We start from the raw sequence: 23,011 nt of genomic DNA on the forward strand, positions 1-23,011 counted from the left end.
GCAGATAATGCTGCACAGCGCCATAGCCGAGGAAAAAAGGCTTTTCGGCATAAAAGAGGTGGCCCTCTCTATCAAAGACAAGATGATAAGAAGGCATCCCCATGTTTTTGGCGGCAAAAAGGTGTCGGGCATAAAAGAGATCTGGTCTAACTGGGAAGAAATAAAGAAAAATGAGGCTGTTGCCCGCTCTATCCTCGACAGCATCCCAAAGGCCCTTCCCGCGCTTTACAGGGCGGAAAAATCTCAGAAAAAGGCTTCCAGGGTGGGCTTTGACTGGGACTGTGCGGCAGGGGCCTGGGACAAGGTGGAAGAGGAGCTGCTCGAGATAAAAGAGCTTCTGTCTAATAAAAAGCCGAACAAAAAAAGGCTTGAGGAAGAGATCGGGGACCTGTTGTTCTCTGTGGTCAATGTCGCAAGAAAGACGGGCATCAGCGCGGAGAATGCGCTTCACGGCGCAGTGAAAAAATTCTCAAAAAGATTTTTTCATATGGAAAAATTAGCAGCAGAAAAGAACAGGAAACTTGCTCAGATGAGCTTTGAGCAGCTTAATGCGGAGTGGGAAAAGGCAAAAAAGCACCACTAGGCGGCTTCACACAGATGGCCTGCATTTGTTGTATAATTGGGTTAAAATCATGAAAGACAATTGGAAGAACATCCTTATTTATGGAGCAGCCGCTCTTCTGCTTATCCTTTTCCTGTCGCCATTTTTCGGAGGAGCCAACAAGCAAAAGGAAATATCTTTCTCCGAATTCCTCAACAAGGTTGACGGAGGCACCGTAAAACAGATCACTATTTCCGGAGAGATGATCAACGGGCGCTCACTTGACGGCAGCACATTCAAGACCAGGGCGATCAATTATCCAAATCTTGTCCAGAACCTTAGGAACAAGAGCGTAGAAATAAAAGTCGAGCCTCCGGCAGAGTCCGGATGGTTCGTCAATCTCCTGGTGCAGATAGTGCTTCCTCTGTTGTTCTTTGCAGGGCTCTGGTGGCTGCTTATGAGGCAGGCCCACGGCGCCAATTCGAGCGCCTTGTCCTTTGGCAAGGCCAGAGTAAAGCCCTTTGAGGGCGGACAAAAGGCCACCTTTGCCGATGTGGCCGGCATAGAGGAGGCAAAGGAGGAGCTTAAAGAGATCGTTGAATTCTTAAAAGTTCCGCAAAAGTTCCAGGAGATAGGGGCCAGGATACCGAAAGGCGTTTTGCTGATGGGAGCTCCCGGGACAGGAAAAACGCTTCTTGCCAGAGCTATCGCCGGAGAGGCCGGGGTGCCGTTCTTTTCGCTTTCGGGTTCCGATTTTGTTGAGATGTTCGTCGGGGTCGGCGCTTCAAGGGTAAGGGACCTTTTTTCGCAGGCAAAAAAAAGCTCTCCATGTATTATCTTTATGGACGAGATAGACGCCGTGGGAAGGCACCGCGGAGCCGGACTTGGCGGAGGGCATGACGAAAGAGAGCAGACCCTTAACCAGCTGTTGGTTGAGATGGACGGGTTTGACCCCAAGACGAATATAATCGTGGTTGCTGCTACCAACAGACCTGATATACTGGACCCGGCTCTGCTAAGACCCGGCAGGTTTGACAGGCAGATAGTTCTGGACAAGCCGGACATAAAGGGGCGCAAAGATATCCTGAGCATCCATATCAAAGGCGTAAAATTGGAGTCCGGAGTGGATGTTGAAGTTCTTGCCAGAAGGACCCCGGGTTTTTCCGGAGCGGACCTGCAGAACCTGGTGAATGAGGCCGCTATACTTGCAGCAAGAAGGAACAAAAAGAAGGTTTCCATGGCGGAGATGGAAGAGGCCATAGAGAGAGGGATCGCAGGGCCAGCAAAAAAGAGCAGGGTCATCAATGAGAAAGAAAAGGATATAATAGCCTACCATGAGGTAGGCCATTCGCTGCTTGCCAAGCTGCTGCCCAATTCGGACCCGGTACACAAGATATCCATACTGCCACGGGGCTTTGCCCTGGGCTATACTCTGCAGCTGCCGCTGGAGGACAAATACCTTGTCACAAAAGAGGAGGTCCTTAACCAAATAACCATTCTTTTGGGAGGCCGCGTGGCCGAGGACATGACCTTTAACGAAATGACCTCCGGAGCGCATAACGACCTTGAAAGGGCCACCGAGATGGCCAGAAAAATGGTGTGTGAATACGGGATGAGCGGTCTGGGGCCCAGGACCTTTGGAAAGCCCCAGCACCAGGTCTTTTTAGGAAGGGACCTTGGGGAGCTCAAGGACTACGGTGAGAACACGGCCAAGAAGATAGATGATGAAGTGGACGAGATCATAGAGTCCTGTTATTCAAAGGCAAAAAAACTTATGGCAGACAACAGGGCAAGACTGGATCTGATAGCTAAGCAATTGAGAGAAAAAGAAACACTGGAAGGAGAAGAACTGAACAGGCTTTTTAACTGGGCAAAAGAGAAACCGCAAAAGACGGGACAGGAAGAGGACAAGACCCAGGAGGCCTTATTCTGATGGAAAAGATAATAGAGTGCGTACCCAATTTTTCTATCGGCAAGAACGAAGCTGCAGCGGAGCAGATAATTAGTGCTATTAAGTCGGTAAGCGCGGATGTGCGAGTTCTGGATCATTCTTATGATCCAGACCACGGCAGGCTGGTTGTCACCTATATAGGGGACGGGGACACCTTGAGGGATGCTACTTATCAGGGAGTGAAAAAAGCCGTTGAGATCGTTAATCTGAATTATCACGAAGGGGTGCACCCTTATATAGGAGCAGTGGATGTAATACCCCTGATCCCGCTGAGAAAGGCCACTTTTAACGATTGCATCAAGATAAGGAACGAGCTGTCAAAAAAGATCTCCGATGAGCTGGCTATACCTGTGTTCATTTATGGAAGCATAGCCAAAAAGCCGGAGAGGAACGAACTTTCTTCCATCAGGAAAGGCGGCATAGAGGGAGTATCCGGAAGGATGGCGACCCCCGAAGGCAGGCCGGATTTCGGGCCCGCCAGGCTGCATCCCACTGCCGGGGCGGTTGCGATAGGGGCAAGGGAGATACTGATAGCCTTTAATGTCAATCTTGATTCCAGGGATATTGAGGCCGCAAAAGGGATAGCTGCAAAAATAAGGGCAAAAAACTCGGCGCTGCGCGGGGTCAAGGCCATAGGAGTGGAGCTGTCAAGCAGAGGCATGGTCCAGGTGGCCGTTAATATAATGCATTACAAGTCTGCTTCGATAAAACAGGTTTTTGATGCAATAAAAAAAGAAACAGCCGAAAGGGAGATACCCATACACAGCAGCGAAATAATAGGGCTTATCCCCAAAGATGCTTCTTTTGAAGGAATGAAGGAATACCTGAAACTGGATAATTGGGACGGAAGCAGGATCCTCGAAAACTTTTTATGACAACTGAGCTTCCCAAAGCTTATTCCCACAAGGAAGTGGAAGAACCTCTCTATCACACCTGGGAGCAGAAAAGCTACTTCTCGCCCGACGGACTAAAGGGAGGGACTTTTTCTATTGTTATCCCTCCTCCGAATGTCACCGGCTCCCTTCATATGGGGCATGCTCTTGATAACACTCTTCAGGACATCCTGGTGCGCTACAAGAGGATGAAAGGTTTTAAGTCCCTCTGGGTCCCGGGAACGGACCACGCGGGCATAGCCACCCAGAATGTCGTCGAAAAAGACCTCGCAAAAGAAAAAAAGAGGAAAGAGGACATAGGCAGAGAACAGTTCCTTGAGCGGGTCTGGGCCTGGAAGGAAAAATTCGGCGGGGCCATCACGGGGCAGCTGCGCAGGCTGGGCGCCTCGTGCGACTGGAAGAGAGAGCGCTTTACGATGGACGAGGGCCTTTCAAAAGCGGTGCGCAGGGCCTTTGTCCAGCTCTACAAAGAGGGCCTTATCTACAAGGGCAAAAAAATAATAAACTGGTGCCCCAGATGCAGCACGGCGCTCTCTGATATCGAGGTTGAACACGAGAACCAGAAGGGAAAGCTCTACTTCATAAGGTATTCCAAAGATATCGTTGTTGCCACCACAAGGCCCGAAACAATGCTGGGAGATACGGGTGTGGCGGTGAACCCGAGCGATGAGCGGTACAGAAATCTTATTGGCAAGGTGCTTGAACTGCCTCTTGTGGGCAGAAAGATCCCTGTCATAGCAGATGAGCTGGTAGATCCTTCTTTTGGGACCGGTGCGGTAAAAGTTACTCCTGCCCACGATGCCGCGGATTTTGAGATGGGGGAAAAGCATAACCTTCCAAAGATAAATATCCTTACAAAGAACGGGAAGATCACGCTGGAAGAGCTCGAGAACTTAGAAAAGCAGCGGCTTATCGGATATGTTGGCCTGGACAGGTTCAAGGCAAGGGAAGCAATAGTTGCCGACCTTGAGAAGAACGGGTTTCTTGAAAAGACGCAGGATTATGACAATTCTCTCGGCAAATGCTACAGATGCAAAACCGTGATAGAACCTTACAATTCGGACCAGTGGTTCGTAAAGATAAGGCCGCTGGCGGAGCCGGCCATCAAGGCCGTTGAGGACGGCAGCATCAGGTTTGTCCCCGAAAGATGGGGCAAGGTCTACCTTGATTGGATGATAAATCTTAAGGACTGGTGCATCTCGAGGCAGATCTGGTGGGGCCACAGGGTCCCTGTCTGGTACTGCAGTTGCGGGGAAGTGATAGCGGCGGAGCGCCCCCCCCTAAAGTGCCCGGGCTGCGGGTCAAAGAACCTGCGACAGGACGAGGATGTCCTTGATACCTGGTTCTCTTCTTCTCTCTGGCCATTTTCTACCCTGGGCTGGCCGGAAGAGACGGCGGACCTCAAAGAATATTACCCCACTTCGGTACTTATTACCGGATATGACATAATAACTTTTTGGGTGTCCAGAATGATAATGATGGGGCTCAAGTTCATGGGCAAAGAGCCCTTTAAGACGGTCTATATCCACGGACTTATCCGTGACATCTCGGGCAAAAAGATGAGCAAATCGCTGGGCAATGTTATAGACCCGATAGGTGTTATTGACAGGGTGGGGGCCGATGCCCTCCGGTTTTCGCTGTCCTCTCTGGTCACTGCCGGCGGACAGGACCTGAAACTGTCGGAAGAAAAAATAACGGAGGGCAGGAACTTTGCCAACAAGATCTGGAATGTGGCAAGATTTGTTCTTATGCAGGAGGCCCAGGGACAGAGGACTGCAGACCGGGGACAGGGAACCGCTGACCGTATAGAAAAAGAAGTTCTTGCTTTGGCTGATAAATGGATATTGAGCCGGTTGAACCTTACGATAGGGCAGGCAACTCAGATGCTTGATTCCTATCAATTCGGGGAAGCGGCCAAGAGATTATATGAATTTGTGTGGAGCGAGTTTTGTGATTGGTACATTGAAATGTCAAAACCCCAATTACTCAATAACAGCGAGCCTACCCTGAAAGTGCTGAACCAGGTCCTTTTGACAAGTTTAAAGCTGCTGCATCCGTTCATGCCGTTTGAGACGGAAGAATTGTACGGGAAATTTCCAGTTTTTAGTGACAAATGTCCAAACGGAGAGCAGACGATAATGCTGGCCGAGTGGCCGACAGCAGATGAGTCCTTGATAGATGAAAGCGTTGAGAAGAAAATGGGGCTGGTCTTTGAAGTTATAAGGGCTATAAGGAATCTCAGGGCGGACATGAATATCCAGGCAGGCAAGCCGGTTGAGGTGTTTTTGGAAGCAGGGGAGATGGCCGGGGACCTTTTGGAGGCAGAAGAGTATATCAAGGCGCTTACCAGGTCCGCCAATGTCAAAATAGAAAAGGCTATAGCCAAAGTCCCGCCAAAAAGCGCAAAGACGACCACCGAAAAAATAAACATCTATATCCCTCTGGAAGGCCTGGTGGATTTTGAAAAAGAAGCCTTAAGGCTTAAAAAAAGTCTCGAAGACCTGTCGGCAGCCGCCAAAAAGATAGAGAGCAAACTGGCGACGCCTTCTTTTACCGAGAACGCAAAGCCAGAACTGGTGGAACTGGAAAAACAGAAACTGAAGGAATATCTTGAAAGAAGGAAGGTCCTTGAAGAGAGGATCTCTGTCCTGACCAAAAACTAGTCTATGACCCTATTTATCCTTTCGATCTTAAGAGCCCTGCCGCTTTCCTCATCTATCTCCAGGTAGACCGCATTAAAAATTAAAGGCCCCTTTGATTCCACCTCGAACCTGTGAGGCATCTGCGAGATAAAACGCTGGATTATAGCGTTCTTGTCCACGCCAATGACCGAATCATACGAGCCGCACATCCCGACATCGGTGATGAACGCTGTGCCCTGAGAAAGTATCCTTTCGTCCGCGGTCTGTACATGGGTATGTGTCCCAAGTACAGCGCTTGACCGGCCGTCGGAAAAGTGGGCAAAAGCCGTCTTCTCCGAAGTCGCCTCAGCATGAAGGTCAACCACAATGACCCTGGTTTCCTTTTTCAACTCGCCCATCAAGACTTCCGCGCATCTGAAAGGGCAGTCCAGTTCTTTCATAAAGACCCTGCCCAGGAGGCTGATCACTCCTATGCCTTTGCTGATAAGGCTCCCCCGGCCCGGCGCTCCAGGGGGATAATTGGCCGGACGCACAAAAGCCGGGCATGAGTCTATCTCGGAGGCAAAGTTCTTGCAGTGCCAGACATGATTGCCGCCGGTCACAACATCGATGCCGAGGGAGGTCAGTTCATCGTACTTCTTTTTGTTTATCCCCATGCCTCCGGCGCAGTTTTCCCCGTTGGCTATTACAAGGTCGGGACAGTATTGGGACCTTACGGAAGGGAGAAGTTTTTTTACGGTCTCCCTTCCGGGCCTGCCGTTTATGTCGCCTATAAAGATTATTTTTTTCACTACTTTGCCGTGTCCGAAGCCCGGGTTTCCCTTATCACGGTAACCCTTATCTCGCCGGGGTATTCAAGCTCGGCCTCGATCTTTCTTGCAATGTCATAGGCGAGTTTGGGGGCCGTTGAATCATCTATTTTATCGGGTTTGACCGCTATCCTGATCTCTCTTCCGGCCTGGATGGCGTAGGCCCTTTCCACCCCGGCAAAGGAATTTGCAACTGCTTCCAGTTTTTCAAGCCTCTTTACATAGGCCTCAAGGGTGTCCCTTCTTGCTCCCGGCCTACCAGCAGAGATGGCATCAGCCACCTGAACGATGATCGCCTCGATCGTCTTAGGTTCCTCGTCGTTGTGGTGCGCCGCTATTGCGTGCACGACCTCGGGAGATTCTCCCGCTTTTTGGGCGAACATGGAACCCAGACGCGGATGCGTCCCTTCTATTTCCTGGTCTATGGCTTTTCCTATATCGTGTAAAAGCGCAGCCCTTTTGGCCAGCCTGGCGTTGACCCCGAGTTCCGAGGCTATCATGCCGGCCAGTTTGGAGGCTTCCACGCAGTTGGTGAGCACATTCTGTCCGTAGCTGGTCCTGTAATGGAGCCTGCCCAACAGCTGGATAAGTACGGGAGGAAGATTGTGGACATCGGCGTCGAGAGCGGCTTTTTCTCCGTATTCCCACATGGCGACCTTAACTTCCTGCTTTGACTTTTCGTACATTTCTTCGACCCGCGAAGGATGGATCCTTCCGTCGGAGATCAGTTTTTCAAGCGTAAGGCGCGCTGTTTCTCTCCTCAAAGGATCAAAGCTCGCAAGAATAACGGCCCCTGGAGTGTCGTCAACTATCAGATCAACCCCGGTCGCGTTCTCAAAAGCCCTGATGTTCCTGCCTTCTTTGCCGATGATCCTGCCTTTGAGGTCATCGCTGGGCAGCTCAACAGCCGTAACGGTAGATTCTGCCACATGCTCCACCGCGCACCTTTGTATGGCCGTTATGAGTATCTCCCTTGCCTTGCGGTCGCCCTCTTTCTTTATCTGCTCCTCCTTGTTCCTGATAAGGATGGAGGCCTCTTTTTCTATGTCCTTTTCCAGGTTGGACAAAAGGATGCTCTTGGCCTCGTCCTGGGACAACTTTGCGACCTTTTCCAGCTCCTCGATGTTCCTTATCCTGGCTTTGTCCAGTTCCTCCTTTATTTTGGAGGCCTCTTCGGCTTTTGCTTTGAGAGTTTTTTCCTCGTTTTCCAGCTGTTTTTCTTTTTCGTCAAGATGGTCCTCTTTTTGCCCCAGCCGTCTTTCCAGGTTCGAGAGTTCGGCCTTTCTCTCTTTGTATTCCTTTTCAAATTCCGAGCGCAGGCGCAGTGATTCGTCCTTGGCCTCTATCAGCGCTTCCTTCCTTTTTGTCTCGGCTTCCCTTTTTGCGTCCTCAACGATCTTTTTTGCGCTTTCCTCCGCTATCCTGACCTTTTGGTCCACGGTCTGGCGCTTTATCAGCAGATACGCCACGGACAGCCCGAATACGATGACTGCCGCAAGAACAAGATATATGAACAACATGAGCTCCATTTTAATACCTCCGTTTAATAGCCCGGCTAAATGCCTTTAAGGCCTTACTATTTCTTTTTTTTGGGTTCTTCCTTCTGGTGTTTTGCCCCGGGATTCTGGGCGTCTATCACCTTTCTCACTGCATTTTCGATCTTCACAAAAATGTCCTTATGGTCCTTAAGATACTGTCTGGAATTGTCCCACCCTTGGCCGAGCTTTTCTTCGCCGAACAGATACCAGGCCCCGCTTTTCTGGACAATGTTGTAGCTTACCGCAAGGTCCAAAAGATCGCCTTCTTTGTTGATGCCCTCGCCGTGGATAAGCACAAAGCTTGCTTCCCTGAACGGGGGCGCGACCTTGTTCTTGACCACCTTGACCCTGACCCTTGAGCCTATTATTTTATCCGCCTCCTTTATCTTTTCGATCACCCTTACATCAAGCCTGACCGAACAATAGAACTTGAGCGCTCGTCCTCCCGGGGTCGTTTCCGGGTTCCCGAACATGACCCCGATCTTTTCCCTCAACTGGTTGATAAAGATAACAATGGTCTTTGACTTGCTGATAACTCCGGTGAGCTTTCGCAGAGCCTGGGACATTAGCCTTGCCTGCATGCCCATCTGCATATCGCCCATGTCGCCGTCAACCTCGGACTTGGGTACCAGAGCGGCCACGGAATCGATAACGATCACATCCACTGCCCCGCTGCGGACCAGCGTTTCGCAGATCTCAAGGGCCTGCTCGCCGTAATCCGGCTGCGAGATGAGCAGATTGTCTATGTCCACCCCCAGCTTTTTTGCATAGACAGGGTCAAGCGCGTGTTCGGCGTCTATGAACGCGGCTATGCCCCCTTTTTTCTGCGCCGCCGCTACCACATGCAGCGAAACCGTGGTCTTTCCGCCTGCCTCAGGACCGTATATCTCTATAACCCTTCCCCTCGGCAGACCCCCGACGCCTAAAGCCGCATCAAGGGATATGGAACCCGTGGGGATGGACTCTACCGTGAACCTGGTGGAATCCCCCATCTTCATTATCGAGCCCTTGCCGTAATTCTTCTCGATCTGCGAGATCGCCAGCCCCAGAGCCTTGGTCTTTTCGTCAGCCATATCGTTTCCCCTTTCTTTGGTTTATATGTTCTTTACAGCAATTTCGGCGCCACCTCGACTCTGGTTCGACTCGGGCACTTCGTTCCCTCGCTCACCATTCGCTCGGTGCAAGCATCATTTTCCGTCCATTTGCTGACCTGTAACATGTAGCCACAAAAGGCCCATCGCGGCCTGAGAGGCCTTTTCCCTTATCTCTTTCCTGCTTCCGGAGAGCTTTAACTCCCTGCATTCGGTCCCCTTGTCGGAGGAGATGGCCACATAGGTCAGTCCCACCGGTTTGGGAGGGGTTACCGTGGCGGGTCCGGCCACTCCTGTTGCCGAAAGCCCTATCATGGTCTTGAATTTCTTTCTTATATTTTCGGACATTGCCCTGGCAGTTTCTTCGCTAACGGGCCCGGAATTAGCTATTATGGAAGCAGGAACCCCGAGTTCGAGCACTTTTACTCTGTTGGTGTAGCAGACAAGGCCTCCCACAAAATACTCCGAGGCCCCGGCCACTGCTGACAGCCTTTCGCAGATCAGTCCCCCTGTCAGTGATTCCGCAACGGAAACTGTCAATCTTTCTTTTTTCAGGGTCAGGGCTATCTCGTCATCTGTTATCTTCCCGATAGCCGATAGTATTTTTGTGTGAAAGTCCTCAAATGCCGAATTCTTGAGCTCTTCAGCCATTATCTGGCCCTCCGAAGGGACCTTCTATCTGAGAATAGAAACCTTTAAAATAGTCCCAGCCGGAAACAAGGCAGAGCAGAAATGAGACCCAGAAGAACAGATATCCAATACCCCAGTTAAGGACCAGGAAAAAGACAGAGGCCATCTGAAAAGCGGTCTTCCATTTTCCCATCGGGGAGGCCGCAATTATGCGTCCTTCTTTTGCCGCCCAGGTCCTGATCCCCATAACAAGCAGGTCTCTTGCTATTATCGCCAGGACCACCCACGAAGGCAGCTTGCCAACCTCAACAAAGACCAGAAAGGCTCCCAGGACAAGTACTTTATCGGCAAGGGGGTCCAGCAGTTTACCAAGTTCGGAGACTTGGCCTGTTTTTCTGGCAAGGTGTCCGTCAAGCGCGTCGCTGAGGCACAATGCCAGGAAAAGAGCGGCGGCAAGATAAGGGCTCCAGGTCAGCGTTTGGGCAAGCAAAAGGTATACGAACAGGGGAATTAACAGGAGCCTTGTCAGAGTTATCCTGTTAGGTAAGGTCAAATCCCGCAGCCCGGCCGCAGTTATTTGGTGGAACGATTTTTACCGTTCTTTCGGCAAATTCCAAGGCCTTTATAATTCTCATATATGTTATCCCGTTATGAATTCCACCATGAACAAACAAAAAACTTATCCTGTTATCCCCTTGATCACAGGTATGAATTTAATGCTTTAATCAATTATAGCATTTTGGGCGTAAAATTCAATGGGACAGGGGGCTTAGCGGTAGTTGACAAATTGCAGTTCTATGGGCAGGGAGGCCTTCCTTAGCGAAACGATGACCGTTTGAAGATCGTCCTTGTTCTTTCCCGAGACCCTTATCTGGTCCCCCTGGATCTGCGCCTGCACCTTCAACTTGAGGTCTTTGATGAGCTTTATTATGTCTTTGGCCCTGTCCTGAGGGATCCCCTGCTTAAGCTTTATCTCCTGTTTGGCAGTCCCGCCCAGGGCGGATTCTATCTTGCCGTATTCAAGGAATTTGATCGAAATCCCCCTTTTTATCAGTTTGTTCTGGAGTATGTCGTTTACGCTTTTAAGCTTGAACTCATCTTCAGATACCAGTTTAAGGACCTCTCCCTCAAGTTTTGCCTCGCTGATGGAGCCCTTAAAATCGAACCTCTGCCTTATTTCCATCATGGTCTGGTTAAGGGCATTGTCCAGCTCGGGCATGTTTATTTTTGACACTATGTCGAATGAACTGTCTTTTGACATGGCAAAATTATAACACATGCTAGCTGCGCCCATGCGGCCTATTGCCCGTACGGGACCTCATGATGATATAATAATAAAAGGAAACAGAATGGCATTAATAGTTCAAAAATACGGGGGGACCTCTGTCGGCTCTGCCGAAAGGATACAAAAGGTTGCGGAAAAGGTCGTAAAGACCAAACGGGCCGGCAACGAAGTGATCGTTATAGTGTCCGCGATGGGGCATACCACGGACGAACTGGTATCCCTGCTAAAAAAGATCACCAATAATCCCGATCCAAGGGAATACGATATGCTGCTTTCTACCGGAGAACAGGTATCCGCGGCTCTTCTTGCTTCGGCGATCATTGAACTTGGCGAAAAGGCCGTGTCCTTGACGGGCGGTCAGGCGGGGGTCATTACGGAGGACATCCCTTCCAAGGCCAGGATAAAATCCGTTAAATTTGACAGGCTCAAAAAAGAGCTGGCACAGGACAGGATCGTGGTGGTCACGGGCTTTCAGGGGATAGACAGCAAAGGGGACATCACAACCATTGGCAGGGGAGGGTCCGATACCTCTGCTGTTGTTATAGCGGCCTCTCTTAAGGCCGATGTCTGCGAAATATACACGGATGTGGACGGGATCTACACCACAGATCCCAGGGTGGTGCCGCAGGCAAGAAAACTTGAGAGGATCTCCCACGATGAGATGCTGGAAATGGCCTCGGTGGGGGCCGGAGTAATGCATCCCAGGGCCATAGAATGCGGAAAGATCTACGGCATAGACATACATGTCCGCTCAAGCTTTAATAACAAAGAAGGCACTATAATCACAAAACTTTCCGCCAAGGAGGTCAAGGAAATGGAAAAAAGAGGCCTGGTCACGGGCATTGCTTTTGACAGTGATGTAGCCAAGATAGGGGTGCTTCAGGTTCCGGACCGTCCAGGAATAGCTTCGAAGGTGTTCTCTGCGCTGGCGCAGGAGAACATAAGCGTTGACATGATAATCCAGAGCATTCACGGGGGCAATGTTGCAGACCTTGCCTTTACCGTTTCGGGCGGAGAGGTAAAAAGAGCCCTTCAGGTCATCAAGGCGGCAAACGAAAAGATCGGAGCAAAAGTAATAGTGTCCGATGACAGCGTAGCAAAGATCTCCCTCGTAGGGGTGGGAATGGTGGGAGCCCCGGGGGTGGCCGCAAAGATGTTCGATACTCTGGCAAAGAACGGCATAAATATACAGATGATAAGCACTTCCGAGATCAGGATCTCCTGTGTTGTCGACGGCAAGCAGGCCAAAAAGGCCGTGCAGGTACTGCACGAAGCATTTGAGCTGGCTCAATAAAGGACAAGGACGAGAACAAGGGCAAAACGGGGTGTAGCGCAGCTTGGTAGCGTGCACGGTTCGGGACCGTGAGGTCGTGGGTTCGAATCCCACCACCCCGAGATCTGGTGTTTTATGAAAAAAGACTATTTTACTATAATCCTGATCCCGCACTCGTCGGAAAAGGCGACCTACTGCCTTAAAGTCCCCAGATGGCTGATCCACGCAGCGCTGTTTATTTTTGTATCCTCTTCGGTCATCTTTACAGCTTCTTTCTTGTATTCCACAAGGGTTACCAGAAAACTTGTCTCCTATGAAGTGCTCAAGGAGGAGGCAAAGGGACAGGACAAAAAGATACAGCATGTTTCAAAACAAGCTGATATCTTAAAGACAAGGCTTGAGGAACTTACTTCAAAAGAAGAGCAGATACGCAGAATGCTGGGGTTGGGCAAAAACAGCAGAAAAGAAAAGGGCCTGCCGGAGGAAAAGGAAGGGACCGTCAACGAAAAACTGGACCGCCTTAACAAAAAAGTCTCTCAAAGGAGCACCAGCCTGGACGATCTCAGGCGTTCGGTAAAAGAGCTCAGAGAAAGATTTTCGAACACTCCGTCCGTCTGGCCGTCGTGGGGCAGGATAATGTCGACATTCGGCTACAGGTCGTTCCCCTGGAGGGGCTTCCATTCCGGCATCGACATCAATGCCTCGCACGGCTCGCCGATAAGGGCCACCGCTGACGGGACAGTGTCCCTTTCTTCCTGGAAGACGGGATATGGAAAAACAGTGATCCTGGACCACGGGTACGGCTTCCAGACCCTTTACGGACATTGCTCATCACTTTTGGTCGGCGCCGGACAAAAAGTAAAGAAGGGGCAGCTGATAGCCAGGATCGGCTCTACAGGCTATGCAACGGGCCCGCATGTCCACTACGAAGTCATAAAGAACGGCAGAGCAGTGGACCCCTACCCGTACCTTAACCTCAACTTTATGAGCGCCGGAAGACAGCAGTAAGGAGGGACCAATATGGGATTCTTTGAAAAGCCGGGCAGGGAAAGAGTTCCGGGCATCATAGAGACCATAATAGGAAAGAGCGCGTCTTTGAAGGGCGAGATAGAGACCAAAGGCTCCATCAGGGTTGACGGAACGCTTGACGGCAGCATTGCCGCAGAGCAGGAAGCGATGATAGGGGAAAGCGCAAAGGTCAAAGGCAATGTCAAAGGACTGCGCGTTATAGTTGCGGGCGAGGTCAACGGCAATGTCAGCGCAAAAGAAAGCGTGGAAATTAAAAAGATGGGCAGGGTGTTCGGGGACATTTCCGGCAACACTCTGACCGTTGACGAAGGCGCCTCCTATAAGGGGAAGGTCACCATGGGGATCGCCAAAGAGATGGAGGATGATCCCAAAGATGTGTTCTCGGACAAGGTCAAAGAGATAATCGGCCTTTGAACATGGCAGGCAAACTCTTTGTCGTGGCCACTCCCATAGGCAACCTGAAAGATATTACTTTTAGGGCGATCGAAACGCTCAAAGCATCGGACCTGATAGCAGCGGAAGACACCAGACAGACAAAGATACTGCTTGATAATTACGGCGTAAATGTTCCCTGCACTTCCTACCACAAGTTCAACCTTGCACAAAAAACAAGGTCGATCATTTCTCAGCTGACACAAGGAAAGGCCGTATCCCTGGTTTCTGATGCCGGCACCCCGGGGATATCGGACCCCGGGGAAGAACTGATAAAACAAGCCATAGAAAGCGGCATCGAAGTGGTGCCTATCCCCGGGGCTTCGGCCGCCCTGACCGCGCTGTCGGTATCAGGATTTTCGACAAAAAGATTTGTGTTCGAAGGCTTTCTCCCTCACGAAGGCAAGAGGCGCAGAAGGGTCTTGCGGAAACTGGTCGAAGAAGACAGGACGCTGGTCTTTTATGAATCACCGCACAGACTTTTAAGATCCCTGGATGACATGCTTTCTATACTTGGGGACAGAAAGCTCTGCATAGCAAGAGAACTTACTAAAAAATTTGAAGAGATATTCAGAGGCACAGTAAAAGAAGCCATCTTTCATTTTTCTTCAAAAGAGGTTTTGGGCGAGTTGACAATCGTGCTATAATCCCATTTGCGTACAGGAAAAGGGAAGGTCGTGCAAATCGGCCACACTCCCGGTGCTGTAAGCGGGGACGAACCTGTTAAACCACTGTCCATCGACAGGCTCAGGACGGGAAGGAACAGGGGAGAAAGATCCGCGAGTCAGAAAACCTTGCCTGTATAGTACTGTTTCCCGAATGCCCCGAGGTAGGGCAAGGAGGGCTGCGATGAAGAGATTTGCCGCGCTTGTGTTCCTCGCTTTGATGGTCGTCCCCGCAGTTTCGCTGGAGCCCGAGGTCTATTACGGAGAGCTGGTGGTGGTGACCGCGCTTAAGAGGCCTGTTCCGTTATCAAGGCTCATGGAAAACATTTCCATAATAGATTCCAAAGAGATAGAGCTGTCCGGAGCAAAGAACGCCGCGGATATTTTGAAGAACCGGTCCATAGTCTATGTGAAGAGCATGGGCGACCTTTCGGGCATGAGCTCGCTCAAGATAAAAAGCGCTTCGTCCGAGCAGGTTCTTGTTCTTTTGGACGGAGCAAGGCTTAATTCCTCGCTGCTTGGCATGGCTGACCTTAACAATATCCCGGCCTCCTCTATCGAGAGAATAGAAATAGTTGCCGATCCCATGTCCGGTATCTGGGGCGCAGATGCCATGGGAGGTGTGGTCAACATAATAACAAAGCGCTCGCAGGATAAGCCCTTGCATGTTTCTGTTTCGGCAGGAAGTTTTGGCCAGGTGGATTCTTTTATAGCGGCTTCCGCCAAAAGCGGACCTTTCAACTATTATCTTTCCTACGGATATCTAAAGTCTAACGGATGGCGCGTTAACAGCGATTACTCCGGAGGGAACCTTTCGCTGGATATAAATGCCGGAGAGACCGCATCGCTTAATTATTCGGTCTCAAATTCGCAAAGAGGCAATCCGGGGGTCCCGTCCTCGGACACCGATCCTTCTTCCGCCTCGACCCCCAACGACCGGCAGTCGGACCTCATCTCAAAACTGCTGGTAAAATTGGACCCGGGAGCAGGAAAAGAGGGCTTCCCGGTCATAAATATCTCTCAGCTGGAGTGGCAGCAGAAAAGCCATTATGCGGACTGGTTTGTTCCTACTGTTTTTTATGATGACACCTATTTAAGCAGGATCTCGCAGGCCGAGCTGTATACCACAATAAGCGCGCCGGCAGGCTCCAAGCTGACCGGAGGAGTTGAGTTCAGAAGAAATCTGGGGGAAAGCTCAAAAACACCGAACCACGCCATTGATAACGGGGCCGTCTATGTTAACGGGCAGACAAGGGAAGGGCTCCCGGCGGCCATCAGCTACGGACTGCGCTACGACATGAATTCCTCGTTCGGGAATGTGCTGACCCCGAAGGTGGGATTGATAATGGGGGCGGGTAAAGACACCACATTCAAAATAAATCTGGCCACGGCCTTCAGGGCGCCCACAATAAACGAGCTCTATTGGAACGATCCTTCTTTTTTCACTTTCGGAAATCCCAACCTTAAGCCCGAAAACTCCAATTCGGCCGGTATTACGCTGGAGCAGAAACTCTTAGGCTTTCAGGCGGACTTCAACTACTACTACACCAGGATACGGGACATGATCAAATGGTCGCAGACCGGCCTGATGAGCTGGCAGCCTGTCAATCTTGACAGCGCCAGGGTCGAAGGTTTTCAATTGGGCCTAAGGAGAGAATTATTGGAAGGGCTGCAGTTTAGTGCAGGCTGGAACAACGAGGTCTGTGCCGACGAAAGCACTCAAAAAATACTAACTTACAGCCCCAGGAATAAGATAAACGCGGCGCTGGAGTACAGCGCCGGCGGCTTTTGCGCAAGAGCGGCTTACAGGTTCGTTTCGGATGTTTATACCAATGCCGCAAATTCGGCCTCAATTCCTGCCTATCAGACAGTTGACCTTGGGCTTTCCAAAAAACTGTTTGGCGCGGCGGTCTCGCTTACCGTTGAGAATCTTTTTGACGAAAGCTACTGTGAATCGGTCGGGACCAGCCCGGTGGACTGGAAAGAAAGGGGATATCCCATGCCGGGCCGCAGGATAAGCGCCGGCATCAAGATATAGTGTTGACCGGCAGGGTTTTGTAGAGTAAAATTTTAAAAGGAGAAAAAAATGAGATACAGAGAAAGAAATTCCGGTTTTGGCCTGGTATCGCTTTCCGCCGTTGATATGACCACGATCTTTGCCATGTTCCTTTTTGTCATGCTTGCCTGGGGAGTCGCAAAGATGGAAAGGAACCTGGTCAGGCCGGAGCCCGTTACGCCTGTTTTTACTATAGCGGACAGCCTGATAGTGTCCCCCGTGGTAGAGCCAAAGAGCGCAAAAGACGCCGCCAGGGTGGGCAGTTTTGTAAGCCTGGGCAAGGCCAAGGAAAAGACAGCCGCCAAGCAGGCTGCCTCGGCCAGGACCAATGACGCGGTCCTGTCAAAGATAATCCCTGATGCGATGCTTCCTTCAAACACCTCTCTGGGTGCGCCCAAGATCATCTACAAGACCATGCCCGATTATCCGGTAAAGGCGGTGGAGCACGGAATCTCGGGCCTTGTCACCGTGCGCGTCTATATCCTTAAGAACGGCAGGGTGGGCGAAGCTATGGTAAAGCATTCCTCGGGCCACGAAATGCTGGACAGGTCCGCGCTTTCGGCGGTTTCCCAGTGGGTCTTTGCGCCGGCCTTGGTCAATAAGGAATCAAGCGAGGCCTGGTTCGAGGTCCCCGTCAAGTTTGAGCTGCTAAGGTCATAACTTGGACCGGCGGCTCCGCACGGATGAGTTTGATTATGTTCTTCCGGAAGAACTGATAGCCAAGGAACCGGCCTCCAAAAGGGAAGGCTCAAGGCTGATGGTGCTTGACCGGGATGCTGGAACTCTTGTCAACAAGAATTTTTTTAACCTCCCATCATATTTAAAAAAAGGCGATGTTCTTGTCCTGAATGACACAAAGGTTATACCTGCCCGCCTGAGCGGGATAAAAACCAAAGGCGGCTCTTCAAAAGAGGGAGAAAAAGGGGCAAGGGTTGAGGCTCTTTTTCTTAGAAGACTGACCCAGAACACCTGGGAATGCCTGGTGCAGCCTGCAAAGAGGATAAAAAAAGGCTACGAAATAGAGTTTGACGGATTAAAAGGCCGTGTTGTCGAAGAACCAGATACCCAGAGAAGGATCATCGCGTTTGAGCCCGGAGCGGATATCCTTTCCCATCTCAAGTCCAGGGGCCAGGTCCCTCTGCCTCCTTATATAAACGAAAAACTTGGAAAGGACGCGGACAAGGAAGAATTGGCGCGCCGCTATCAGACAGTATATGCAAAAGCGGAGGGCGCCTCTGCCGCTCCCACCGCCGGGCTCCACTTTACCCCGGAACTTCTTAAGGAACTTGAGGACAAAGGTGTCAAGGTCTGTTATATCACGCTCCACACGGGAGCGGGCACCTTTAAACCGGTTTTTTCGGAGTTCGTGGATGAACACACTATGTTCTCGGAAGAGTATATTATTCCTGAAGGGACGGCATATGAAATAGCAAGGGTCAAGCTTGCGGCGAGCGGAGTCGAGCCGGGGCAAGGGTCAAGCTTGCGGCGAGCGGAGTCGAGCCGGGTCAAGGGTGGCAGGGTGGTGGCAGTGGGGACAACGGTCACCAGGACCCTGGAGGATTGTTTTTTGAAGCACGGAAAGATCACTGAGGCCAAAGGCGAGGCCGGCCTGTTCATCTATCCTCCTTTCAAGTTCAATGTAGTGGATGCCTTAATAACCAACTTCCACTTTCCAAGATCGACCCTGCTGATGATGGTGAGCGCATTTGCCGGCAAAGAGTTCATCCTTAACGCCTACCGGGAAGCGGCAGAAAAAAAATACAGGTTCTTCAGCTTTGGAGATGCGATGTTTATTGTATAATTACTGCATCATGTTCAAATTCGAGATCCTCTCCCGCTCAAAAAAGTCAAAGGCCCGCAAAGGAAAACTTACTACTCCGCACGGCATTGTCGAGACCCCGAATTTTGCTCCGTGCGGCACACAGGCCACCGTAAAAGCGATGACCCCGAAGATGCTGAAAGAGATCGGTACGCAGATGATCCTTGCTAATACATACCATCTTTTTCTGCGTCCCGGACAGGAACTTATCAAAAAAGCGGGCGGGCTCCACAAATTCATGGCTTGGGACGGCCCTATCCTGACCGACAGCGGAGGCTTTCAGGTCTTTAGCCTCTCGGGCTTGCGCAAAATATCGGAGGACGGGGTCATGTTCTCGTCCCACATCGACGGCTCCAAGCATTTCTTGAGCCCGGAAACGGTTGTCGAGGCCCAGCTTGCTTTTGGCTCCGACATAATGATGCCACTGGATGAATGCCCCCCATATCCCTGCGAACATTCATCAGCGAAGAAGGCAGTGGAAAGAACAACGAGATGGGCTGTTAGAGCCAAAGATGCGCAACACAGAGCACGGAGCACAGAACACGGAACACAGGGCGTATTATTTGGTATCGTGCAGGGATCAACATTCAAAGATCTAAGAAAACAGTCGGCGGAAGAGATTTCGGCCCTTGGATTTCCAGGGTACGGGATAGGAGGGCTCAGCGTAAGAGAGCCCAACGAGGTCATGTACGAAATGCTGGAGCATCAACTGCAATATCTGCCGGAAGAAGCCCCAAAACATCTTTTGGGGGTAGGCTATGTGGAAAACATAAGGGCAGCCGTGAACATGGGGGTGGACCTTTTTGACTGTGTGGAGCCTTCGCGGCTTGGCAGGCACGGGGCCTTTCTTTCCGGTGAAGGCAAAGGGGTCATCAGGAACGCAAGATACGCAAAAGACCTTTCTCCTCTTGTTGAGGGCTGCGACTGCTATGCCTGCACCAACTTTACCAGGGCCTACATAAGACACCTTTTTGCCGCCAACGAACTATTGGGGGTCATGCTGCTGACCATCCACAATCTGAGGTTCATGGCAAGGACAATGGAAGAGATAAGAAGTGAAATTTCTGGCTGACTTCCACATACATTCCAAATACAGCAGGGCTACATCAAAGGACATGGACCTTGCCCATATATCGGAGTGGGCCGCGCTGAAGGGGATAGACCTGGTGGGTACAGGGGATTTTACCCATCCGTTCTGGCTGTCGGAGCTCAAAAAAAAACTTAAGGATGACGGCAGCGGCCTTTTTGAACTGAGCGGCACAAAGTTCATGCTCACGACCGAGATCTGCAATATCTTTCACCATGACGGAAAGCTGCGAAAGGTCCACACGATGATCTTTTCCCCGTCATTCAAAGATGTCGACAGGATAAACGCGCAGCTGTCAAAATTTTCGGACCTGCTTTCCGACGGCAGGCCGGTCTTTACCATCCCCGCCAAAAAAACGGCGGAGATGATCTTTTCCGCCTCAAGCGAGGCGATGATAGTGCCGTGCCACATCTGGACCCCGTGGTTTTCCGTGCTGGGCTCTTCCGGCGGCTTTGACAGCGTGGAAGAGTGCTTTGAGGAATACACCAGGAATATCTATGCCGTTGAAACCGGGCTTTCGTCGGACCCGGCAATGAACTGGCGCGTTTCCGGCCTTGATAAGTTCAGCCTGATCTCCAATTCGGACGCCCATTCACCTTCAAAGATCGGAAGAGAGGCCAATATTTTTGACGCTCAACTTACATATAAAGGCATCTACAGGGCTCTAAAAGAAAAAGAAACCGGCAAATTGGTCTCAACCGTTGAATTCTTCCCTCAGGAGGGTAAATACCACTTTGACGGCCACAGGAACTGCAAAGTGTGCTTATCCCCCAAGGAGACCAAAAAGAAGAGAAAAAAATGCCCGAAATGCGGCAAGCCGGTCACCGTAGGGGTCATGAACCGGGTGGAAGAATTGGCTGACAGGGAGGAAGGCTTTATTCGAAAGAACGCGGTGCCTTTTAAAACCCTGGTGCCGCTTGGCGAGATCATCGGACAGGCCTTGGGCAGGTCAAGCGAAAGCGCGGCGGTGCAAAAAGAATATGCAAACCTTGTCTCGAGGTTCGGCAGCGAACTAAACATACTGCTTGATAAGCCGGCGGAAGAGTTGTCCGGGTTTGTTGGCGAAAGGACGCTGGAGGGGATACTCCGCGTCAGGAACAAAGAGATTAAAATATCTCCCGGCTATGACGGAGAATACGGGACCATAAGTATTTTTGACACATCAGGTCCAAAGACCAACAGGGAGCAGATAGGGCTGTTCTAGCGGCTCATCTGCGCAAGCAGCAATATCGCCACTTCCTGTACCAGTTCGTTGTAGCCGCCCTGCTTCACAGGCCCGCCTATCTCTCCGGCTAGGTTCCTGACGCACAGGCCTGCGGCCGCTGTCGCATACGCTGCAGCCTCCAGAGGAGACCTTCTTTCGGCGATCGAAGATAGGATCCCGCCGGCAAAGACATCTCCCGCGCCAAGTCCGGAAACAACGCCCTGCTCCCTTATGTACTCTGAGGACGGCACATAGAACAATCTGCCGGTGTAGCCGCTCTTTGGAAATACCAAGTCATTGCCGATGTACCAGTAAGAACCCTCCGCTCCGTCGGTCACTACAAGATTTCTAAATCCCTGCGACATGAGAGCGGACACGCATTCTGTTACATGCGCCAGACTATCCACCCCATCCATCGGTCCCACGCCGGATATCCCGGCTGCTTCTTCCCTGTCCATGACGAGCAGATCGATAACTCTGGCGGGATCGTTCCCCAATTTCCATTGTTTGAAAGGATCGCTTTCGTCATGGTGAACGGTGTTGAGAACTGTGGTCAATCCATGTCTTTTTGCGGAGGCCATGAGGGATATAACCCCGTCCGGGTGCAGACCCTGCATCAAAAAATTGCCGCCCACGGCGAACACCCCGTCGCGGGCCCACGGCTCCGTAAAAACGCTTTCCGGAAAATGAGGAACGCCTACGATACTATTGGCCCCGGGTTCATGCAAAAAGGTCCTTGACTCGGCCGCACCTCCCGACCCATTCTCGAATTTTTCGTTGATGACAAGAGTGTATGAGGTGGGAACTCCGCTAAGCTTTAGCAGAGTGGAAGGGTCCATATTATAGCGCCGGTATTCTGCGGCCAGGACGCTGCCGATGTCATCATTTCCGATAGCCCCGTAAAACCGCACCTGTCCTCTGTCGGGCAGCAGGGTCTGGAATGCCGCGCGAAAGCTCGAAGCTCCCGGGCCTCCAATGCTGCCCGGAAGACGGCTGACCGGGCCCCAGCCGTTCTTTTCGGACACATCGTTAATAGAAAGGCCGTGGTTTTCCCTGAGCCAGCCTGACAACCGAAGTTCTCCTCTGCTCAGTCCATTTATGCCGGCAACGCAGTTTTGGGTTGCTCTTGCCTGATGAGCAGAAAGCGCCTTTCCCGCAGTGGCCGAAAAGTCATAGCAAATATGTCCCAGTCCAAGCACGGTCCTTCCCATTGTTTTCCCCTTTCCTGATCTTATAATGCTGACAGGCAGTTGTCGACGGGAATACTATAGGATTTCATGGGATCTTACGAAAGAGGGGAACAGCTTTGATGTCAGGGCATGCTGATATGATGGGACAGCCTTCTGTAAAGTTCTGTTCCTGTATCTCCCAGAGCGGCTATTTGTCCCATTATGTCGAACAGCTTGTTGACCCCTCTTCTTTCGGCCATTTTAGAAAGGATCTCGCCGAGCGGGGAGTAATACCAAAGAGCGTCCTTTTCGGGAAGCAGCGGCACCGGCTCCAGATTTCTGGAGTAAAGAGCATCCTCCAGAAGAAAACCGTGAAGTCCCTTGCTCAAGTGATGGTCAAGAGCCGTGATAGGGTCTTTGTCAAGATAAAAAGGAAGCCTCGCAAGAATTTTTGCGCAGTAATCGGGCTTGATGTCGCCCAGATGGTCATAGTACAGCCAGGCGGGCATGCGGGTACAATTAAAAGACATTCCGGAAAGCACGGAAGCCATCACAGTTCCAAAACCCGGCTGGGTTACGGCAACATCGATGAACAAAGGTTTTGAAAGACGGGACATTACGGAAAAGCTGCTGACCGCTTGCACGGTCAGGCCGACAATGGTTTCAAAGATGTCCTGTCTTTGTGCGGGCAGATCGTTCCTTACATATCTGTCCGCCCAAATCCCGGCCTTGAACATATTCCTGTAAATGCCAATACCTTCTCCTGGCAGATGGGACGGGATGGGCACATGAATGCGTGTTGTCATATAACGCTCTATTAAACTATCGTCAAATTGCGCGCTTGATTTCAAATTGCCGCGGTATCAAGTATAAGCGGTTGTAATAAGGCGGGCTAGA

At 51.0% G+C, this 23,011-nt stretch carries 20 protein-coding genes, 1 tRNA gene and 1 riboswitch; of the genes, 13 read left to right on the forward strand and 8 right to left on the reverse strand.

Annotated elements, in window-relative coordinates; translation table 11 throughout:
• The 4 genes from WC490_04230 to WC490_04245 all read left to right on the forward strand — a co-directional run.
• Positions 1 to 583 (forward strand): MazG family protein (locus tag WC490_04230; protein ID MFA5097816.1); only part of this gene is annotated, 583 nt, incomplete at its 5' end.
• A 49-nt stretch (positions 584 to 632) separates the two neighbouring features.
• Positions 633 to 2,474 (forward strand): ATP-dependent zinc metalloprotease FtsH, encoded by a 1,842-nt coding sequence (gene ftsH, locus WC490_04235; GenBank protein MFA5097817.1) that lies wholly within the window; start codon positions 633 to 635, stop codon positions 2,472 to 2,474.
• Positions 2,474 to 3,367, forward strand: a complete 894-nt coding sequence (gene ftcD / locus WC490_04240) for a glutamate formimidoyltransferase (protein MFA5097818.1) — start codon at positions 2,474 to 2,476, stop codon at positions 3,365 to 3,367. The genes ftsH and ftcD overlap by 1 nt, the downstream gene beginning before the upstream one ends.
• Positions 3,364 to 6,048: a valine--tRNA ligase gene (locus WC490_04245; GenBank protein ID MFA5097819.1), complete on the forward strand. Its 2,685-nt coding sequence runs from the start codon at positions 3,364 to 3,366 to the stop codon at positions 6,046 to 6,048. Before ftcD ends, WC490_04245 begins: the two co-directional genes overlap by 4 nt.
• Here the strand turns inward: WC490_04245 and WC490_04250 are convergent.
• From WC490_04250 to WC490_04275, 6 genes are all read right to left on the reverse strand, one after another.
• The gene (locus WC490_04250; GenBank protein MFA5097820.1) at positions 6,045 to 6,818 is read right to left on the reverse strand and encodes a TIGR00282 family metallophosphoesterase; all 774 of its coding nucleotides are present in this window, start codon (positions 6,816 to 6,818) and stop codon (positions 6,045 to 6,047) included. The two genes, WC490_04245 and WC490_04250, sit on opposite strands and share 4 nt — an antisense overlap.
• On the reverse strand, positions 6,818 to 8,365 hold the full coding sequence (gene rny / locus WC490_04255) for a ribonuclease Y (protein ID MFA5097821.1): 1,548 nt from the start codon (positions 8,363 to 8,365) through the stop codon (positions 6,818 to 6,820). The genes WC490_04250 and rny overlap by 1 nt, the downstream gene beginning before the upstream one ends.
• Before the next feature lie 47 nt (positions 8,366 to 8,412).
• Positions 8,413 to 9,447, reverse strand: coding sequence for a recombinase RecA (gene recA / locus WC490_04260; GenBank protein ID MFA5097822.1), 1,035 nt, complete (start codon positions 9,445 to 9,447; stop codon positions 8,413 to 8,415).
• Positions 9,448 to 9,561: 114 nt separating this feature from the next.
• Positions 9,562 to 10,116, reverse strand: coding sequence for a CinA family protein (locus WC490_04265; protein MFA5097823.1), 555 nt, complete (start codon positions 10,114 to 10,116; stop codon positions 9,562 to 9,564).
• Positions 10,109 to 10,648, reverse strand: a complete 540-nt coding sequence (gene pgsA, locus WC490_04270) for a CDP-diacylglycerol--glycerol-3-phosphate 3-phosphatidyltransferase (GenBank protein MFA5097824.1) — start codon at positions 10,646 to 10,648, stop codon at positions 10,109 to 10,111. The genes WC490_04265 and pgsA overlap by 8 nt, the downstream gene beginning before the upstream one ends.
• Positions 10,649 to 10,864: 216 nt before the next feature.
• The gene (locus WC490_04275) at positions 10,865 to 11,356 is read right to left on the reverse strand and encodes a YajQ family cyclic di-GMP-binding protein (protein ID MFA5097825.1); all 492 of its coding nucleotides are present in this window, start codon (positions 11,354 to 11,356) and stop codon (positions 10,865 to 10,867) included.
• Between the two features lie 88 nt (positions 11,357 to 11,444).
• Between WC490_04275 and WC490_04280 the strand changes: the two genes are divergently transcribed.
• From WC490_04280 to WC490_04320, 9 genes are all read left to right on the forward strand, one after another.
• On the forward strand, positions 11,445 to 12,674 hold the full coding sequence (locus WC490_04280; protein ID MFA5097826.1) for an aspartate kinase: 1,230 nt from the start codon (positions 11,445 to 11,447) through the stop codon (positions 12,672 to 12,674).
• Positions 12,675 to 12,701: 27 nt separating this feature from the next.
• Positions 12,702 to 12,775 (forward strand) — tRNA-Pro (locus WC490_04285).
• 13 nt (positions 12,776 to 12,788) lie between these two features.
• On the forward strand, positions 12,789 to 13,661 hold the full coding sequence (locus WC490_04290; protein ID MFA5097827.1) for a peptidoglycan DD-metalloendopeptidase family protein: 873 nt from the start codon (positions 12,789 to 12,791) through the stop codon (positions 13,659 to 13,661).
• A 12-nt stretch (positions 13,662 to 13,673) separates the two neighbouring features.
• A complete protein-coding gene (locus tag WC490_04295; protein MFA5097828.1) occupies positions 13,674 to 14,096 on the forward strand; it encodes a polymer-forming cytoskeletal protein in 423 nt (140 codons plus the stop codon).
• 616 nt (positions 14,097 to 14,712) lie between these two features.
• Positions 14,713 to 14,931: riboswitch (cobalamin riboswitch) on the forward strand.
• 32 nt (positions 14,932 to 14,963) lie between these two features.
• Complete coding sequence (locus WC490_04300; protein ID MFA5097829.1) at positions 14,964 to 16,817, forward strand: TonB-dependent receptor; 1,854 nt, start codon at positions 14,964 to 14,966, stop codon at positions 16,815 to 16,817.
• A 48-nt stretch (positions 16,818 to 16,865) separates the two neighbouring features.
• Positions 16,866 to 17,495: an energy transducer TonB gene (locus WC490_04305; GenBank protein MFA5097830.1), complete on the forward strand. Its 630-nt coding sequence runs from the start codon at positions 16,866 to 16,868 to the stop codon at positions 17,493 to 17,495.
• A gap of 1 nt (position 17,496) precedes the next feature.
• Entirely contained in the window at positions 17,497 to 18,636 is a 1,140-nt protein-coding gene (gene queA, locus WC490_04310) for a tRNA preQ1(34) S-adenosylmethionine ribosyltransferase-isomerase QueA (protein MFA5097831.1), read from the forward strand.
• A 10-nt stretch (positions 18,637 to 18,646) separates the two neighbouring features.
• The gene (gene tgt, locus WC490_04315) at positions 18,647 to 19,726 is read left to right on the forward strand and encodes a tRNA guanosine(34) transglycosylase Tgt (protein MFA5097832.1); all 1,080 of its coding nucleotides are present in this window, start codon (positions 18,647 to 18,649) and stop codon (positions 19,724 to 19,726) included.
• Positions 19,710 to 20,945, forward strand: coding sequence for an endonuclease Q family protein (locus tag WC490_04320; GenBank protein ID MFA5097833.1), 1,236 nt, complete (start codon positions 19,710 to 19,712; stop codon positions 20,943 to 20,945). Before tgt ends, WC490_04320 begins: the two co-directional genes overlap by 17 nt.
• On the opposite strand, the gene WC490_04325 is transcribed toward WC490_04320, so the two are convergent.
• Positions 20,942 to 22,156 (reverse strand): carbohydrate kinase family protein, encoded by a 1,215-nt coding sequence (locus WC490_04325; GenBank protein MFA5097834.1) that lies wholly within the window; start codon positions 22,154 to 22,156, stop codon positions 20,942 to 20,944. The genes WC490_04320 and WC490_04325 overlap by 4 nt on opposite strands.
• Before the next feature lie 101 nt (positions 22,157 to 22,257).
• A complete protein-coding gene (locus WC490_04330) occupies positions 22,258 to 22,920 on the reverse strand; it encodes a hypothetical protein (protein ID MFA5097835.1) in 663 nt (220 codons plus the stop codon).
• Positions 22,921 to 23,011: the final 91 nt, after the last annotated feature.

The organism is Candidatus Margulisiibacteriota bacterium (genome assembly GCA_041650635.1).
Lineage (GTDB): Bacteria > Margulisbacteria > WOR-1 > JAKLHX01 > JBAZKV01 > JBAZKV01.

Excerpts from the sequence above, each read along its gene's own strand:
- tgt (MFA5097832.1), top strand. The coding sequence starts at position 18,647 with ATGTTCAAATTCGAGATCCTCTCCCGCTCAAAAAAGTCAAAGGCCCGC.
- ftsH (MFA5097817.1), top strand. The coding sequence starts at position 633 with ATGAAAGACAATTGGAAGAACATCCTTATTTATGGAGCAGCCGCTCTT.
- rny (MFA5097821.1), bottom strand. The coding sequence starts at position 8,365 with ATGGAGCTCATGTTGTTCATATATCTTGTTCTTGCGGCAGTCATCGTA.
- WC490_04290 (MFA5097827.1), top strand. The coding sequence starts at position 12,789 with ATGAAAAAAGACTATTTTACTATAATCCTGATCCCGCACTCGTCGGAA.
- WC490_04275 (MFA5097825.1), bottom strand. The coding sequence starts at position 11,356 with ATGTCAAAAGACAGTTCATTCGACATAGTGTCAAAAATAAACATGCCC.
- WC490_04280 (MFA5097826.1), top strand. The coding sequence starts at position 11,445 with ATGGCATTAATAGTTCAAAAATACGGGGGGACCTCTGTCGGCTCTGCC.
- WC490_04325 (MFA5097834.1), bottom strand. The coding sequence starts at position 22,156 with ATGGGAAGGACCGTGCTTGGACTGGGACATATTTGCTATGACTTTTCG.
- WC490_04305 (MFA5097830.1), top strand. The coding sequence starts at position 16,866 with ATGAGATACAGAGAAAGAAATTCCGGTTTTGGCCTGGTATCGCTTTCC.
- WC490_04295 (MFA5097828.1), top strand. The coding sequence starts at position 13,674 with ATGGGATTCTTTGAAAAGCCGGGCAGGGAAAGAGTTCCGGGCATCATA.
- recA (MFA5097822.1), bottom strand. The coding sequence starts at position 9,447 with ATGGCTGACGAAAAGACCAAGGCTCTGGGGCTGGCGATCTCGCAGATC.
- WC490_04245 (MFA5097819.1), top strand. The coding sequence starts at position 3,364 with ATGACAACTGAGCTTCCCAAAGCTTATTCCCACAAGGAAGTGGAAGAA.
- ftcD (MFA5097818.1), top strand. The coding sequence starts at position 2,474 with ATGGAAAAGATAATAGAGTGCGTACCCAATTTTTCTATCGGCAAGAAC.
- WC490_04265 (MFA5097823.1), bottom strand. The coding sequence starts at position 10,116 with ATGGCTGAAGAGCTCAAGAATTCGGCATTTGAGGACTTTCACACAAAA.
- WC490_04300 (MFA5097829.1), top strand. The coding sequence starts at position 14,964 with ATGAAGAGATTTGCCGCGCTTGTGTTCCTCGCTTTGATGGTCGTCCCC.
- WC490_04330 (MFA5097835.1), bottom strand. The coding sequence starts at position 22,920 with ATGACAACACGCATTCATGTGCCCATCCCGTCCCATCTGCCAGGAGAA.